This window comes from Bacillus sp. FMQ74, assembly GCF_001875785.1.
Taxonomy (GTDB): Bacteria; Bacillota; Bacilli; order Bacillales; family Bacillaceae; genus Bacillus; species Bacillus stercoris.
On the sequence record NZ_MOEO01000008.1, the window covers coordinates 201,957 to 217,417 of the forward strand.

The 15,461-nt window shown below is 43.2% G+C and carries 15 protein-coding genes and 2 pseudogenes; 11 read left to right on the forward strand and 6 right to left on the reverse strand.

Going from position 1 to position 15,461, the window contains the following annotated elements; all coding sequences use genetic code 11:
* Positions 1-118: 118 nt before the first annotated feature.
* Positions 119-1,042, forward strand: coding sequence for a ribonuclease Z (gene rnz / locus BLL41_RS16345; protein WP_071578651.1), 924 nt, complete (start codon positions 119-121; stop codon positions 1,040-1,042).
* A gap of 80 nt (positions 1,043-1,122) precedes the next feature.
* Positions 1,123-1,272, forward strand: a complete 150-nt coding sequence (gene rpmG / locus BLL41_RS16350) for a 50S ribosomal protein L33 (protein WP_003226511.1) — start codon at positions 1,123-1,125, stop codon at positions 1,270-1,272.
* 43 nt (positions 1,273-1,315) lie between these two features.
* On the opposite strand, the gene BLL41_RS16355 is transcribed toward rpmG, so the two are convergent.
* Both BLL41_RS16355 and namA read right to left on the reverse strand, forming a co-directional pair.
* Entirely contained in the window at positions 1,316-2,077 is a 762-nt protein-coding gene (locus tag BLL41_RS16355; protein WP_071578652.1) for an alpha/beta fold hydrolase, read from the reverse strand.
* A gap of 109 nt (positions 2,078-2,186) precedes the next feature.
* A complete protein-coding gene (gene namA, locus BLL41_RS16360) occupies positions 2,187-3,203 on the reverse strand; it encodes an NADPH dehydrogenase NamA (RefSeq protein WP_071578653.1) in 1,017 nt (338 codons plus the stop codon).
* Positions 3,204-3,375: 172 nt separating this feature from the next.
* Here namA and BLL41_RS16365 point away from each other — a divergent pair, with 172 nt between their 5' ends.
* Positions 3,376-5,010, forward strand: a complete 1,635-nt coding sequence (locus BLL41_RS16365; protein ID WP_071578654.1) for a M20/M25/M40 family metallo-hydrolase — start codon at positions 3,376-3,378, stop codon at positions 5,008-5,010.
* Between the two features lie 33 nt (positions 5,011-5,043).
* Here the strand turns inward: BLL41_RS16365 and proC are convergent, their stop codons facing one another.
* Positions 5,044-5,877, reverse strand: coding sequence for a pyrroline-5-carboxylate reductase (gene proC / locus BLL41_RS16370; RefSeq protein ID WP_071578655.1), 834 nt, complete (start codon positions 5,875-5,877; stop codon positions 5,044-5,046).
* 403 nt (positions 5,878-6,280) lie between these two features.
* Between proC and BLL41_RS16375 the strand changes: the two genes are divergently transcribed.
* The 5 genes from BLL41_RS16375 to BLL41_RS16395 all read left to right on the forward strand — a co-directional run bounded on the left by BLL41_RS16375 (position 6,281) and on the right by BLL41_RS16395 (position 10,865).
* The gene (locus tag BLL41_RS16375) at positions 6,281-7,240 is read left to right on the forward strand and encodes an MBL fold metallo-hydrolase (RefSeq protein WP_071578656.1); all 960 of its coding nucleotides are present in this window, start codon (positions 6,281-6,283) and stop codon (positions 7,238-7,240) included.
* 5 nt (positions 7,241-7,245) lie between these two features.
* On the forward strand, positions 7,246-8,025 hold the full coding sequence (locus BLL41_RS16380) for an SDR family NAD(P)-dependent oxidoreductase (RefSeq protein ID WP_071578657.1): 780 nt from the start codon (positions 7,246-7,248) through the stop codon (positions 8,023-8,025).
* Between the two features lie 74 nt (positions 8,026-8,099).
* Positions 8,100-9,443: a D-serine ammonia-lyase gene (gene dsdA / locus BLL41_RS16385; protein WP_071578658.1), complete on the forward strand. Its 1,344-nt coding sequence runs from the start codon at positions 8,100-8,102 to the stop codon at positions 9,441-9,443.
* Between the two features lie 71 nt (positions 9,444-9,514).
* On the forward strand, positions 9,515-10,474 hold the full coding sequence (gene coaA, locus BLL41_RS16390) for a type I pantothenate kinase (RefSeq protein ID WP_003245966.1): 960 nt from the start codon (positions 9,515-9,517) through the stop codon (positions 10,472-10,474).
* A 4-nt stretch (positions 10,475-10,478) separates the two neighbouring features.
* Positions 10,479-10,865, forward strand: a complete 387-nt coding sequence (locus BLL41_RS16395; RefSeq protein WP_083428049.1) for a VOC family protein — start codon at positions 10,479-10,481, stop codon at positions 10,863-10,865.
* On the opposite strand, the gene BLL41_RS22825 is transcribed toward BLL41_RS16395, so the two are convergent.
* From BLL41_RS22825 to BLL41_RS16410, 3 genes are all read right to left on the reverse strand, one after another.
* On the reverse strand, positions 10,862-11,020 hold the full coding sequence (locus tag BLL41_RS22825; RefSeq protein WP_071578660.1) for a hypothetical protein: 159 nt from the start codon (positions 11,018-11,020) through the stop codon (positions 10,862-10,864). The two genes, BLL41_RS16395 and BLL41_RS22825, sit on opposite strands and share 4 nt — an antisense overlap.
* Positions 11,021-11,070: 50 nt before the next feature.
* On the reverse strand, positions 11,071-12,303 hold the full coding sequence (locus tag BLL41_RS16405; RefSeq protein WP_071578661.1) for an MDR family MFS transporter: 1,233 nt from the start codon (positions 12,301-12,303) through the stop codon (positions 11,071-11,073).
* A gap of 539 nt (positions 12,304-12,842) precedes the next feature.
* Positions 12,843-13,049 carry a YqzH family protein gene (locus BLL41_RS16410; RefSeq protein WP_071578662.1) on the reverse strand — a complete coding sequence of 69 codons (207 nt, stop codon included), beginning with the start codon at positions 13,047-13,049 and terminating at the stop codon, positions 12,843-12,845.
* A 165-nt stretch (positions 13,050-13,214) separates the two neighbouring features.
* Here BLL41_RS16410 and BLL41_RS23140 point away from each other — a divergent pair.
* The 3 genes and pseudogenes from BLL41_RS23140 to BLL41_RS22905 all read left to right on the forward strand — a co-directional run.
* A pseudogene (locus BLL41_RS23140) lies at positions 13,215-13,298 on the forward strand (hypothetical protein); the annotation flags it as partial.
* 288 nt (positions 13,299-13,586) lie between these two features.
* Positions 13,587-15,029 carry a tyrosine-type recombinase/integrase gene (locus BLL41_RS16415; RefSeq protein ID WP_083428051.1) on the forward strand — a complete coding sequence of 481 codons (1,443 nt, stop codon included), beginning with the start codon at positions 13,587-13,589 and terminating at the stop codon, positions 15,027-15,029.
* Between the two features lie 116 nt (positions 15,030-15,145).
* Positions 15,146-15,461 (forward strand): annotated as a pseudogene (locus BLL41_RS22905) (site-specific integrase); the annotation flags it as partial.

Below are 15,461 nucleotides of genomic sequence, written 5' to 3' on the forward strand. Positions count from 1 at the left end.
AGAATGCTGAAAAAATGTTTCTAGCACGAAAGGATTGTTCTTTTCAGAGGCAAGATTCACATTTTGCGCTTGATCCTGTATTCTTGTAGGTATCTGGTTCTAGTAGGAGGAAGGAAACGTGGAATTACTTTTTTTAGGGACAGGAGCCGGCATTCCCGCCAAGGCGAGAAATGTAACGTCGGTGGCATTAAAATTGCTTGAAGAAAGGCGTTCGGTATGGCTTTTTGACTGCGGGGAAGCCACACAGCATCAAATTTTACATACAACGATTAAACCTCGTAAAATAGAGAAAATCTTTATTACACACATGCACGGCGATCATGTATACGGACTTCCGGGGCTTCTGGGGAGCCGTTCTTTTCAAGGCGGAGAGGACGAGCTGACAGTATACGGACCTAAAGGAATCAAGGCGTTTATTGAAACAAGCCTTGCCGTCACGAAAACCCATTTGACATATCCGCTTGTGATCCAGGAAATTGAAGAAGGAATCGTGTTTGAAGACGATCAGTTTATTGTCACAGCGGTTTCTGTTATTCATGGCGTAGAAGCCTTCGGGTACCGTGTGCAGGAAAAAGACGTAACGGGTGCCTTGAAGGCGGATGTATTAAAAGAAATGAACATCCCGCCCGGACCCGTGTATCAGAAAATCAAAAAAGGCGAAACGGTAACGCTTGAAGACGGACGCATCATCAATGGGAATGATTTTCTGGAGCCTCCCAAAAAAGGAAGATCTGTTGTGTTCTCCGGAGATACGAGAGTAAGCGACAAGCTAAAAGAGCTTGCAAGAGATTGTGATGTGCTTGTTCATGAAGCAACCTTTGCTAAGGAAGATCATAAACTGGCTTATGATTATTATCACAGCACAACGGAACAAGCGGCTTTAACAGCGAAAGAAGCAGGGGCGAAGCAGCTCATTTTAACCCATATCAGCGCAAGATATCAGGGAGATTCCTCTTTGGAGCTTCAAAAAGAAGCGGTTGACGTTTTCCCAAATAGTGTGGCGGCATATGATTTCTTAGAAGTAACCATCCCGCGAGGCTGAAGGCATACTTATTTGACAATTTGTCATTACGTTGTATAATAAAGCGAAATCATTACGTTTTGAAAAAGGAGATGTGAACGATGAGAGTCAATGTTACTTTAGCCTGCACTGAAACGGGAGACCGAAATTACATCACAACAAAAAATAAACGCACCAATCCGGATCGTTTGGAGCTGAAAAAATATTCACCGCGTTTGAAGAAATATACCCTTCACCGTGAAACAAAATAACATAAAAGACCGGGCGTCTCTTACGGCCCGGTCTTTTTTTACGTTAATTGACTGCCTGGTAAAGAGGAGCGGTCTGCTGGCACGCTGCGCACCATACATCATAAATAGCTAAATGAACGATATGAGGTTCATCATGATGGATGTTGTGGGAGCTGTTTTTAGCTTGAATCCAGCCGCTTTGGTTGGATAGAGACAATATGCTGCTGTGCAAGTTTTGCCACTCCTGTTCAGTAGCGAATTTCTCAGTCCGTTCTCCTGATAACAACACAAGGAGAGGCATGTTTCCTAAATGGATTTGCCGCTGTTTGAGCTCCTGCAGACTTTTTGAAAGTTCTGCAGGTGTGCCCTCAAGCATCATCTTTCTCGTATATGATTTGTGCATCTCTTCGGGTATATAGGTGAAGCTGGCGAAATCTCCTAAAGCTGGATCAAGAAGGACCATGCCGATAATATCAAACTTGTTTTTGCAGGCCCATAAGCCGGTGATGACAGCTCCGTATGAGTGTGAAACAGCCAGATAAGGAGGTTTTACATCTGCTGCTTTAAGCAAACTCTCCAATTCTTTCACTTGTTGTTCAGCTGTTCGTTTCGCTCTGCTTTGCCCGCTTTTCCCTATGCCCGCCCGATCATATGTGAAAATGCCAAATTCATCATCAATGTCCGCCATTAATGGTTTCCACGTCTCAGAAGAAGTACCGTAGCCGGCCTCAAAGACAATCGTTACACCGCTTGTTCCTTTCCGGTGCTGTGTATGAAACGCACATCCGTCAATTGTGTATGTCTTTTCCATCCAAGCTGATTTCATTGGAGTCATCTCCTCTAATTGGTTCTATTAGGGAGACGGAGAACCTGAGCCGATCGTTTCTCTAAAAATAAAAAAAGAGATATCCGGCAGTGGATATCTCTCATATGCATTACCAGCCTCTTTCGTATTGAACAGGGGCCGGAATCTCTGTATTGAGCTGTTTCGCGGCAGTTCTTGCAAAGAATGGATCCCGCAAAAGCTCTCTGCCGATAAAGATGAGGTCGGCACGTCCGTTTTGCAGAATTTCTTCAGCCATTGAACCGTCTGTAATCATGCCGACAGCACCAGTTGCCATGTCCGCCTGTTCACGGATTTTCTCGGCGAAGCTGACCTGATAGCCGGGGAATACATTAATGTCTGCGTGAACAAGGGCGCCTGAACTGCAGTCGATTAAGTCAACACCCTGCTCCTTCATCCATTTTGCAAAACCGATGTGATCGGCGATGTCCAATCCTTTATCTGTATAGTCTGAAGCAGATACACGGACAAATAATGGCCCGTCCCATACTTGTTTGACTTCATCGATGATCTCTCTCAAGAAACGATAGCGGTTTTCAGGTGAGCCGCCGTATTCATCTGTGCGATGGTTGGAAAGCGGAGATAAAAATTCGTGAATTAAATATCCGTGCGCCGCATGAATTTCAATCACATCAAAGCCGGCTTCTTTTGCGCGGGCAGCCGCTTGCTTGAACTCCTGGATCGTTTCTTTTACTTTTTCTGCTGACATTTCTACTGGTGTTGCTGATTGTTCGTCAAACGCAATCGCCGATGGAGCGAAAATATCTCCTTCAAGCTCAGCTTTACGTCCGGCATGGGCAAGCTGAATGCCGATTTTTGAACCTTGTTCTTTAACCTGCTCAGTCAGTTTGGCAAAGCCTTCAATATGCTCGTCGCTCCAAATGCCTAAGTCTTGGTCTGTGATTCGACCTTGAGGGTTAACTGCTGACGCCTCTACAATAATCAGTCCGACCTGGCCGATTGCACGCGATATGTAATGTGCCATGTGGAACGGCGTTAATTTTCCGTCCTTTTCATGAGAAGAATACATGCACATTGGCGACATAACAATGCGATTTTTTAATGTCATATCTTTAATTGTAATAGGTGTGAATAATTTTCTGACCATTTCTTTCGCCTCCCGTAAGGTTTTTAGAGATTGATTATATCAAGTCATTTCTTTCCCGTCATATAAACTGCTCAAAAGATCCGTTCTTGTCAAACATTTCTGTATAATAGACAAGAAATCATTTTATTTTTCAGTTTATCAGCGTTTTTATTCATAGGAGGGGCGGAAATCGATGAATTGGCAGACGGAGGACGAATTGCGGGCACTTTTAACTTCTCTTGTGCAATACGAAAGCATCACCGGTTCGAAGGGCGAGGCAGCACTTGCAGAATATCTTTATTTTATTTTGAAGGACAAGCCCTATTTTCAAAAACATCCTGATGATGTAACTCTTCATACGATGGAAGATGGCAGATCTTTTCTTACGGCTTTAGTCAAAAAGAAGAAAGTCAAAAAGACAGTGCTTCTGTTGAGTCATTTTGATGTTGTTGACATAGAGGATTACGGAGAATTTAAACATATGGCTTGCAAGCCTGCTGAGCTTTTGAGTTCCTTTTTAGAGAAAAAAGAGCTGCTTCCGGAACGTGTGAGAAGAGATGCTGAAAGCGGAGACTGGCTGTTCGGCAGAGGGACGATGGATATGAAAGCGGGGCTTTGTGTTCAGTTGTCGATGCTGGAGCGGGCAATGAACGGCCATTTTGAGGGCAATCTGCTGTTGCTAACGGTTCCGGACGAGGAAGCGAATTCAAGAGGCATGATTGAGGCGGTTCCTGTATTGAAGGAAATGGAGAAAAAGCATGATATCACATTAACCGCTTGCCTGAATGCTGAACCGATGTTTGAAAAATTCCCCGGCGACCAGCAGCAATATTTTTATTCAGGAAGCATTGGCAAGGTGCTTGCGGGATTTTTCTGCAAGGGGATTGAGACACATGTCGGAGAGCCGTTTTCAGGCCTAAACGCGAATTTAATGGTATCTGAGATTAACCGTTTGCTTGAACTGAATGCTGATTATTGTGAAAAGGTTGATGGTGAGGTCACTCCGCCGCCGGTAAACTTAATGCAAAAGGACTTGAAAGAGGCATATTCAGTTCAGACACCGCATACAGCTGTCACATTATTTAATGTGCTGTCAATGAAACGCTCGGCTAGTGAGCTGCATCAGATGCTGCTTAAAACCGCAAAACAGGCGGCGGAGGAAATCATGTCAAACGTTCGGAAGAAAACACAGGTTTTTCAACAATTTGAGCCATTTCAGCCGACTGAACGGGCCGTCACTGTTTTGACATTTGATGAACTGGTCGCGCGTGCAAAAAAACGTGCTGGAACTACGGAAACAAACCGAGCTCTTAATTATGCCTTTGCTAACAGGGGGCAGCTTGGAGACAGGGATTTTTCGACGAAAATTGTTTCTGAGATTGCTTCGCTTTGTAAGGAGGATGCCCCGCTTATTGTTCTTTTTTATAGTCCGCCGTTTTATCCGGCCGTCTCTTCAAAGGACGATCAATTGATTAGAAATACAGCTGATCAGCTTGTGCAGTATGCGGCTAACAGATACGGCATTGCGTTGCGGGAGGTTCAGTACTTCCCCGGACTATCGGACTTGAGCTACCTTCAGCTGGAAAAGCAGGAGGTTGACGCATACACAAAAAATATGCCGCTCTTTAACAGAGGATATTCATTGCCAAGCGGCAAAGAACAGGCTTTATACGTCCCCGTTTTAAATGTCGGTCCAGCTGGTAAAGACCCGCACAAATGGACGGAAAGATTGTATATGCCTTATTCCTTTGAAGTGCTTCCCGATTTGCTATCATTTACGATCTCCGCGCTATTAAAGCAACCGGAAAAAGCCGGCCAGCAGTTGTAGAAAAAGAAAAGACAGAAGGCCCTATCCTTCTGTCTAATGCCTCTCTAAAGCCGCTCCGGCAAACTGTTCTTTGATTTCTGCGCTCCGTTTAGCGGTCTCTTCAATACAGTGAATAATCGCTTCTTCAAAGCGGGAGTCCTGTAAAGCCCGAAGGCCTGCCTCTGTAGTGCCCCCAGGACTGGTGATTTCCTTGCGCAGCTGTGCAGGCTGTTTGCCGCTTTGAAGGAGCATATCAGTTGCCCCTGCCATTGTCTGCAAAATGAGTGCTTTTGCCGTTTCTTTATCTAGTCCTACTTTTTGCGCCGCTTTTTCCATCGCCTCAATATAACGATAAACGTAGGCCGGGCCGCTGCCTGCGATTGCAGTGACGGCGTCAAGATGACGCTCCTCAACCAGTGTGGCATCACCGATTGTTTCCAATAGAGCCTTTGCAGCAGTAATATCGTCCTGGCTTGCTTCCGCGCTTACGGAAAATCCGGTTGCTGATTTTCTGATTGCCGCTGATGTATTCGGCATGACGCGAATGACCGCGAGCTTTCTGCCGAAATAATGCTGAATGGTCTCAATGGTAAGGCCTGCAAGTACTGAAATCACTAGCTGGTCCTTGAGATATGCCCGGATGCTGTCGATGCTTTCCGCCGCGTCTTTCGGTTTGAAAGCGAGGATGATGATATCGGTGTGAGTGAAAAACTCATTTTTATCTCTGCATGGACGCACGCCGTACGTTTCCTTTAATTCAATCAGACGCTCGTCATTTGAACGGTTTGTAATATAGATATGTTCTGGTTTTGTGATGCCGCTTTGCAAAATACCGTTGATCATCGCTTCAGCCATTGACCCGGCGCCGACAAATCCTATCTTTTTCATTGATATCCTCCTTCTATCAGAACAACAAAAAAACCTTTTCATCACGTAAAGGACGAAAAGGTTCGCGGTACCACCCTCATTAGCACAAATTGTGCTCAGCTCAATTCCCGTAACGCGGGAAACGTTTAGGTTTTCCTAACCGCGACTTGAGGGCAGGTTCTACAAACAAGCGGGCCGCAACACCTTTCAGCCGGGGGTATCGCTCTCTTAGACCATTGCCTTGTATACTATTCCTCGTCATAGCGTTCCAATGTTCTCGTTTTAGTTTGTTGTTCATTATGCAATGGCGGACAAGCTAATGTCAATAGCTTTTTCAAAAAGGTCTGTTCTCATTCAGCAATAATGACATAAGACCGAGAAAAAGCTAAAATATGAATAATGAATGAAGACAAGGAGCGAAAGGATGACAACTGAAGATGTAATTGCGATCCGCATCCCGACGCCGTTTGCTGTCGGCGATGTTATCGTTTACCTCGTAAAAGGTGATGCGCTGACACTTATCGATGCCGGGCCGAATACAAAAGAGGCTGCCAGAGCCTTACAAGAGCAGCTTGCCGCTGTAAATGTGAAAATGTCAGATATCGAGCAGGTTGTACTGACTCACCATCATGCTGATCATGCAGGCTTGCTTGATGTCTTTTCAGATGAAATTGAAGTGATTGGGCATGCGTTCAACGAACCTTATATCAGCCGAAATCAAGCCTTTATGGATTGGCAAAAACGTTTTTTTCAAAAGCTGCTGCCTGAATTAGGCGTTCCATTTGATACGGGGAAGGCGGAAAAGCTGATTCGGTCAGCGTATGCATTTTCCTGTACGAGATCTCTGACAAAAACAATCAGTGAAGGTATGGGGATTGACGGGCTTGAGGGCTGGTCTGTGTTGGAGATGCCTGGACATGCTGAATCGCATATCGTTCTTTTCCATGAAAAAAGCGGAAGGATGCTTGGCGGAGATCTACTGCTGGCCAACAGCTCGTCTAATCCGATTATAGAAGCGCCGAAAGCCGGAGACGTCAGGACAAAGCCTTTAGTGGATTATCAGCGGTCATTGCGAAGGCTGTCTCAACTTGAGCCAACAATCGTATTTCCTGGTCACGGCGGGCCAATCACCAGTGTCCAAGCATTGATTGAGAAGCGTTTTGACAAGCAGAGGAATCGAACGGAGGATGTGCGTCGTATGCTGGCTGAAAAGCCGATGACCGCTTTTCAGGTCTGTCAGCAGCTTTTTCCTGCTGTATATGAAAAGGAGTTGTTTCTAACAATGTCAGAAACGGCAGGGCATCTTGATGTGTTGGAGGCTGAAGAAGCCATCACGTCATATTGGGAAGGAAACATTGCATACTTTAGAACAATGAAGAGGTGAAATGGGTGAAACATATAGCGGGAAAAAGGATTTGGATAACCGGTGCTTCAGGAGGGCTTGGTGAAAGAATCGCATACTTATGCGCGGCTGAAGGAGCCCATGTCCTGCTGTCGGCTAGACGCGAGGATCGTTTGATAGAAATCAAAAGGAAAATAACCGAGGAATGGAGCGGACAGTGTGAGATTTTTCCTCTGGATGTCGGCCGCCTAGAGGATATCGCTCAGGTCCGTGATCAGATCGGCTCGGTTGATGTCCTGATCAACAATGCGGGCTTCGGTATATTTGAAACGGTTTTAGACTCGACATTGGAAGACATGAAAGCGATGTTTGATGTAAATGTCTTCGGCCTGATCGCCTGTACAAAAGCGGTGCTCCCGCAAATGCTTGAGCAAAAAAAGGGCCATATCATCAATATCGCCTCTCAAGCGGGGAAAATCGCAACACCGAAGTCGAGCCTGTATTCCGCTACAAAACATGCCGTGCTAGGATACTCAAACGCTTTGCGGATGGAGCTGTCGGGAACCGGCATTTATGTGACAACAGTCAATCCGGGACCGATTCAGACGGACTTTTTTTCCATTGCTGATAAAGGCGGGGACTACGTCAAAAATGTCGGCCGCTGGATGCTTGATCCTGATGACGTGGCAGCTCAAATTACTGCTGCAATTTTTACGAACAAACGGGAGATCAATCTTCCGCGTTTCATGAATGCCGGCACTAAGCTGTATCAGCTGTTTCCAGCTCTAGTTGAAAAGCTGGCAGGACGCGTGCTCATGAAAAAATAATGATGGAACTGCCTGTGGTGGAATGATTGTTGTTCACGAGACAGTTTTTGATAGTGGAAGGGAGAGATTGTTGAATGTCAATTCATTCAGATGTCCTTCATGTTCTGCTCAAAGATCCGTTTATTCAGAAACTGATTGATGCAGAGCCTGTTTTCTGGGCAAATTCAGGCAAGAAGCGGCCATTACCCCATGCAGATGAGTGGGCAACCGAGATAGCGGAAGCGGAAAAAAGACTGCGGCGCTTTGCCTCTTATATTGCCGAGGTGTTTCCTGAGACGAAAGGCGCTAAAGGGATCATCGAGTCTCCGCTTTTTGAGATGCAGTATATGAAGGAAAAGCTGGAAGCGGCATATCAGCAGCCATTCCCGGGAAGATGGCTTTTAAAGTGCGACCACGAACTTCCGATTTCAGGATCGATTAAAGCCCGGGGCGGGATTTATGAAGTATTAAAGCATGCTGAAAATCTGGCGCTTCAAGAAGGAATACTTCAGGAAACCGATGATTACCGCATCTTACGGGAAGACCGGTTTGCCGCGTTTTTCTCCCGCTATTCGATTGCTGTCGGTTCAACAGGAAACCTGGGCTTAAGCATCGGCATCATCGGCGCGGCACTCGGATTTCGCGTGACAGTGCATATGTCCGCCGATGCTAAGCAGTGGAAAAAGGATCTTCTCCGCCAAAAGGGAGTCACTGTTATGGAGTACGAAACAGATTACAGCGAAGCGGTGAACGAAGGGAGACGCCAGGCGGAACAAGATCCATTCTGTTATTTTATTGATGATGAACATTCTCGTCAGCTGTTCTTAGGATATGCTGTTGCTGCAAGCCGATTAAAAGCACAGCTTGACTATATGAATATACAGCCAAGTCTTGAGACGCCCTTGTTTGTGTATCTGCCGTGCGGGGTCGGCGGAGGACCGGGCGGTGTAGCATTTGGGCTGAAGCTTTTATACAGAGATCATGTTCACGTGTTTTTCGCAGAACCAACTCATTCACCGTGTATGCTGTTAGGGCTTTATTCAGGACTTCATGAGAAGATCTCTGTCCAGGATATCGGTCTGGACAATCGGACGGCTGCTGACGGACTTGCCGTAGGGAGGCCGTCAGGATTTGTCGGCAAGCTGATTGAACCGCTTCTGAGCGGCTGTTATACGGTAGAGGACAATACGCTTTATACTTTGCTTCATATGCTGGCCGTATCTGAAAATCAATATTTAGAGCCCTCTGCTCTTGCCGGCATGTTCGGGCCGGTTCAGCTTTTTTCGACAGAAGAGGGAAGGCGCTATGCTCAGAAATATAAGATGGAACATGCCGTACATGTCGTCTGGGGAACGGGAGGAAGCATGGTTCCAAAAGAGGAAATGGCTGCGTATAACCGAATCGGTGCTGATTTGCTAAAAAACGAAATGAAAAAATAAGCAGACAGTGAAAAGGTTTTCCGTTACAATCTTTGTAAGGGTTTTAACCTACAGAGAGTCAGGTGTAAACAGTGAAAAATAAAGAGCTTAACTTACATACTTTATATACACAGCACAATCGAGAGTCTTGGTCTGGTTTTGGAGGACATTTGTCGATTGCTGTATCTGAAGAAGAGGCAAAAGCGGTGGAAGGGCTCAATGATTATCTATCTGTTGAAGAAGTGGAAACGATCTATATTCCGCTTGTTCGGCTGCTCCATTTGCATGTCAAATCTGCTGCTGAACGCAATAAGCATGTCAATGTTTTTTTGAAGCACCCGCATTCAGCCAAAATTCCGTTTATTATCGGCATCGCCGGCAGTGTCGCAGTTGGAAAAAGCACGACGGCGCGGATCTTGCAGAAGCTGCTTTCGCGTTTGCCTGACCGTCCCAAAGTGAGCCTTATCACAACAGATGGTTTTTTATTTCCTACTGCCGAGCTCAAAAAGAAAAATATGATGTCAAGAAAAGGGTTTCCTGAAAGCTATGATGTAAAGGCGCTGCTCGAATTTTTGAATGACTTAAAATCAGGAAAGGACAGCGTAAAGGCCCCGGTGTATTCCCATCTAACCTATGACCGCGAGGAAGGTGTGTTCGAGGTTGTAGAACAGGCGGATATTGTGATTATTGAAGGCATTAATGTACTTCAGTCTCCCACCTTGGAGGATGACCGGGAAAATCCGCGTATTTTTGTTTCTGATTTCTTCGATTTTTCGATTTATGTGGATGCGGAGGAAAGCCGGATTTTCACTTGGTATTTAGAGCGTTTTCGTCTGCTTCGGGAAACTGCTTTTCAAAATCCTGATTCATACTTTCATAAATTTAAAGACTTGTCCGATCAGGAGGCTGACGAGATGGCAGCTTCGATTTGGGAGAGTGTCAACCGGCCGAATTTATATGAAAATATCCTGCCGACTAAATTCAGGTCAGATCTGATTTTGCGCAAGGGAGACGGGCATAAGGTCGAGGAAGTGCTGGTAAGGAGGGTATGATATTTTGCATCATATCGAACTGTATGTCTCTGACTTGGAGACGTCTAGGCGGTTTTGGGGCTGGTTCTTAAAAGAACTTGGCTATAAAGAGTATCAAAAATGGAGCTCAGGCATCAGCTGGAAGAAAGATTGTTTTTACCTAGTAATTGTGCAGGCGAAAGAGCCTTTTTTAGAGCCTGGATACCATAGATGCCGAGTCGGGCTGAATCATCTTGCATTTCACGCTGAATCCAAGCTTCAAGTCGATCAGATGACCGAAAAACTGACGGCAAAAGGCTATCGTGTGTTGTACCGAGACAGGCATCCTTTTGCCGGAGGAGACGGGCATTATGCAGTCTATTGTGAGGATCCGGACCGGATGAAGGTAGAGCTCGTTGCCCCAAGCTGTTAATCGTGATCTTTGGACAGGCTGTTCAGCTTTTTCTCAATGCGATCCAGCTGCGCTTTTCGGTTTTTCGCATACTTGAAGCCTGTAACAGCCGCAAAGATGACAGCGGCAAATATGATAAATGCAAACAGCTGAAACATCACATCGCCTATATTCATGTTCTTCACCTCATGTTTGCGGGAGAGAGTCATTTTCTCCCGTTTTTTATTTAAAGCTGCTTTTCCAGACGGGAACCGTGTTTTGTGGTTTCCGTTTTCATCTGCCGATAGGCGACCGCTAAAAATGGCAGGCCGAGCAGGGTAATGCCGCTCAGGACAGAAAAAATAAAAATTGGCCGGCCAGCGCCAAATAGGTCTATACATATCCCTCCGACCCAGGGGCCGATGACGTTTCCGAGCTGGGAAAAACCGATTGCCCCGAAATAAGTGCCTTTTAATCCTGGTTTTGCAATCTGGTCTACAAACAAATCCATCATAGAGAACAAAAGCACTTCGCCGATCGTAAAAGTGATGACAATCATCACAAGTGATGAAACACCGTGTGATACGGTGAAAATGGCCATGCTGATACTAACCATCACATTACCGAGCATCAGAGAGCAAAGCGGCGAAAAACGTTTTGCAAAATGGACAATGGGAAATTGCGTCGCCAACACAACGATTGCGTTTAATGTCAGCATCAGTCCGTACAGCTTTGTTCCATTGCCGTTCAAGGGGTTCTGCGCCATATACTGAGGGAATGTGGAACTAAATTGTGAGTAGCCGAAGGTGCATAGCGTAATGCCAATCAAAGCAATTGTAAAAAGATAATCCTTTTGCGTGACCATAAACGCTTCGCTCACGCTCATATGTCGGGACAGGTCTGATGCTGATAAGGAGGGATGTTTTTTAAATTGGCTGGCAAGCACAAGTCCGTATAGTCCGTAAATGACTGCAGGCACCAAAAAGGACGTGGTCGATTGCGATGAGCCGAAATACAAGCCTAGCACGGGTCCGAAGACAACGCCGATATTAATAGCTGCATAGCGTAAATTAAAAACAAGCAGTCTTGTTTTTTCTTCTGTCATATCAGACAGCAAAGCCTTTGAAGCGGGCTCAAACAGTGATTTGCAAAGACCGTTTAATGCGTTGACTACAAAAAACACCCAGAGATGAGATGCTGCCGCAAACCCTATAAATACCAGCATCCATCCGAAAATGGACACAAGCATCATGTTTTTTCTGCCGAATTTATCTGAGATATATCCGCCGTAAAAGCTTGCGAGGATGCCGACTGATGAGCTCGCAGCAATGACCAGCCCTGCATAGGAAGCCGATGCACTGTGGACGGCTGTCAAATAAATCGCTAAAAAAGGAATGCTCATCGATGTTGCCATTCTGCCAAAAATGGTTCCAATTATAATTGTCCAGCTGATCGGGTGGATATCTTTCCATTGCTTCATGAATTATATTCTCTCCTGTATGTAAGATCTTTCTCTATCATATATGAAAAAATTTCCTTATCCAATAGATGATTCGAAGTATTTCGTTATTGACACGTCGTATGTCTGTGGATTGTATGGATGGCAATATACTATATGTTGAGGACGCACGTGGCTACGTATTGAAATTGAGGGTGATGCCAGAAGGAAGATCACGATATATCCGATGAAAAGCAAAGCCATTGGTCAGGTGAGGGTGTCTGTTTGAAACAGTAAAGGAGTTTAAGCCGCCGGGATGTGGATCATATTGGCAGCAAAACCGGATATGAGATCAAGATGTACGCTGAAAACCGTCATGCCGCATGACAGAAGAGAGAGCGCATCTCTTCGGTTGAATCAAGAATGGTAATCGTGTATCCACGCGTGATCGTGGACAGCTTATTCCGTTTTGCGCGAGCATTGAAGGGCTGTCGTATGACTTTGAGACTGTTTCTTTGTTATCAGGCGGTGTTTTCAAGGGAAAGCCGCATCAGCGGCTGAAAGCACTGGCAGTCATACGTTTAAGAGAACAGGCCCTGGTTTGTGACATAGTCATAAATGATATCTTCTATATGCGCATGCAAATCCTCATCTGGTTCTTCATTCCGTCTCTCTTCTAGAGCTGCTTTTAGGTTTTGTTTTTCATACGGGCTTAACGGATCTATGGCAACATTTCTGCCGTATTGACGCAGTGCCTGTCCCATCATTTTTTCGACAAATTTCTCCATCATGACTCCCCTATCCTTATGCTTCGCTTTTATTCTACTAAATGTTTTTCTTCTCTCAAACCCTTGGATCATATTTTCTGTCAGACAAGAATCATTTACCAGTATAAAACGAACATACTTTCGCATATAATGAAAAACGAACATAAGTTCTTTTTAGAGGTGTGTATGATGAAAGAAAAAGTGATTTTTCTCGTTGACATGCAATCGTTTTATGCATCTGTAGAGAAAGCGGAAAATCCAGAAGTGAAGTAGCTCTTATTTATAAATGTTTAACGTTTTCAAAATTTATGAATTTAAGTTTATCGAAGTTAAAACAAGAATTTGTGACTTACCTATATTCATGTACAGATGCTCTATTCAAAAAAAATAAAGTTGTGTCTTATTCGAATCTTTATTCTTTTGCATTTGGTGTGCAATATTTACAGTATAGTTATTTGTCTGAACCTCTAAAAAGTTTATTTACTGATTTATTAAACAATAAAAAATACTCTTTAGAGAAAAGCTTTATTGGAGTTGGCTTAGATAAATGGGTTATTGTTGATTAAGAATATACAGCAGGTTAATGTACGGGTATTAAAGTTTGAATGCTTACCAAACAATTTGAAGCTTGAGATTCAACAATATCTTTTTAATTGGTGGCAAAAAGGAGAAAGTGAAATAGCAATTGCACGGAGATACTCTAATGTAATGAGGATAGGAAATGCTCTCGTTTGCACTGGGATAAGCTTTCAATCATTGCTAGATCTAACTTATGTAAATGTACTAACTATTAATGATTTTTTGCATCAACTTAAAATTAAGGGGAAAAATAAATATTCTCTAAAAACCATTCAGGGATCTTTCTCTGAGGCTCGAATGTTTTTTGACTGGTTAAATAAAAAAAGAAACACTGATAACTCATTAAATAATCCTTTTAGACGTTTTAAGTATTACAATATAAATTCGTTTGTGAAGAATGCAAAGTATATTCCTGAAGAAATAATTGAACAGTTAACAAATGTTATTCATGAATGTTCCAGAAGTATTCAACTTATTTGGCTGATTATGATGAATACGGGAATGAGAGTTTCAGAGGTATTAAATCTAACAAAAGATTGCTTAGTTTACGACCAAAATGAAAAAACGTTATTCCTAAAGTTTTTAGCTTCAAAAAATTTAAAAGAACGTCGTAAAAAAGGTTTAGATGATTTCCATACGATTCCTTTGACTAACGCGGAACTTATAACAAAAATTCGAGAACAAATTGATAATACCTCTGGCCTTAGGGCTTTATGTAATACAAATCTTATTTTTATTCTTATCGACGATAAACACCGAAGTTCTATAAAACGTTATACTGGCAGTATGGTTTCCAATGAGATTAATAAATGTATAAAAAAATATCAGATTAAAGATCATACAGGTAATCTTTTTCACTATGCCAATCATCAATGCAGAAAAACATTAGCTGTTTCTTTATTGAGCGAGGGGAGTTCTGTCACAGATGTCTCTCAGATATTAGGACATTTAGTAGAAAAAACAACCCAACAATATTATCAAGATGTTGATTCATTAAAGATAGCTAAGCTTGATCAAAAACTTTTTGAGGAGTTATTCCATACACTTGATAAAAAAACTGTTGAGTCCTATAATCCTCATGATTTTGAGCAGCTTAAGCAAGAAATTATGTTAGGTGCTCGGGAAACGCCTGAAGGTCATGGTAGCTGCGTAAAACATGATTCTTTTGGTCCCTGCAAAAAAAGGTCCTGTGTGGGTTGCTCTTTCCTGTTAACTGGACCGCAAAAACTTCCTATGTGGAGAAAACTTTATCGAGATCAACAGAAATATGTTTGCGATTTACGTTCGGTAATGATAAGGCAGGGGATCGAAAATTATAAAGACTATAGAGATTTCCAGCATGAGAATCATCTGCTTAATCTGTACAAGAATACTATTGAACAGCTAGAAAAATTTATGAAAGAGAGGGATTTGAATTTTTAATGAATATAAAATAACAGTTTGATTTAAGAGAGAATTATTCAAAAAATCTTAAAGAATTTTTAATTCTTCGTATAGATCAACTTGGACACTTTGATTTTTCTGATGATTCTTGGTATTTGGAAAAGAGGCACAAAGATTCCCTCCCTAAAGGCGCTTACACCTTAACTTTTTATCAGATACCAATTCAATATAAAAATTGGGTGAAATATTATGCTCTCTTATGTGATAATCAAGTGAATACGATAAATAAAAAATGTTTAAGTATTGCCCGGTTTTTTAAATTCATTGTAAAGCAATTTGGTTATTTAGAACTAGGGGAAATAACCAGACAACATGTTAATGCCTTTGAATATTCATTGAACCTTTCTTCTTATTCAATGAACAACAAACAAGTGATTTATGCTTCAGTTCATGATTTCTTTACAAAGATTT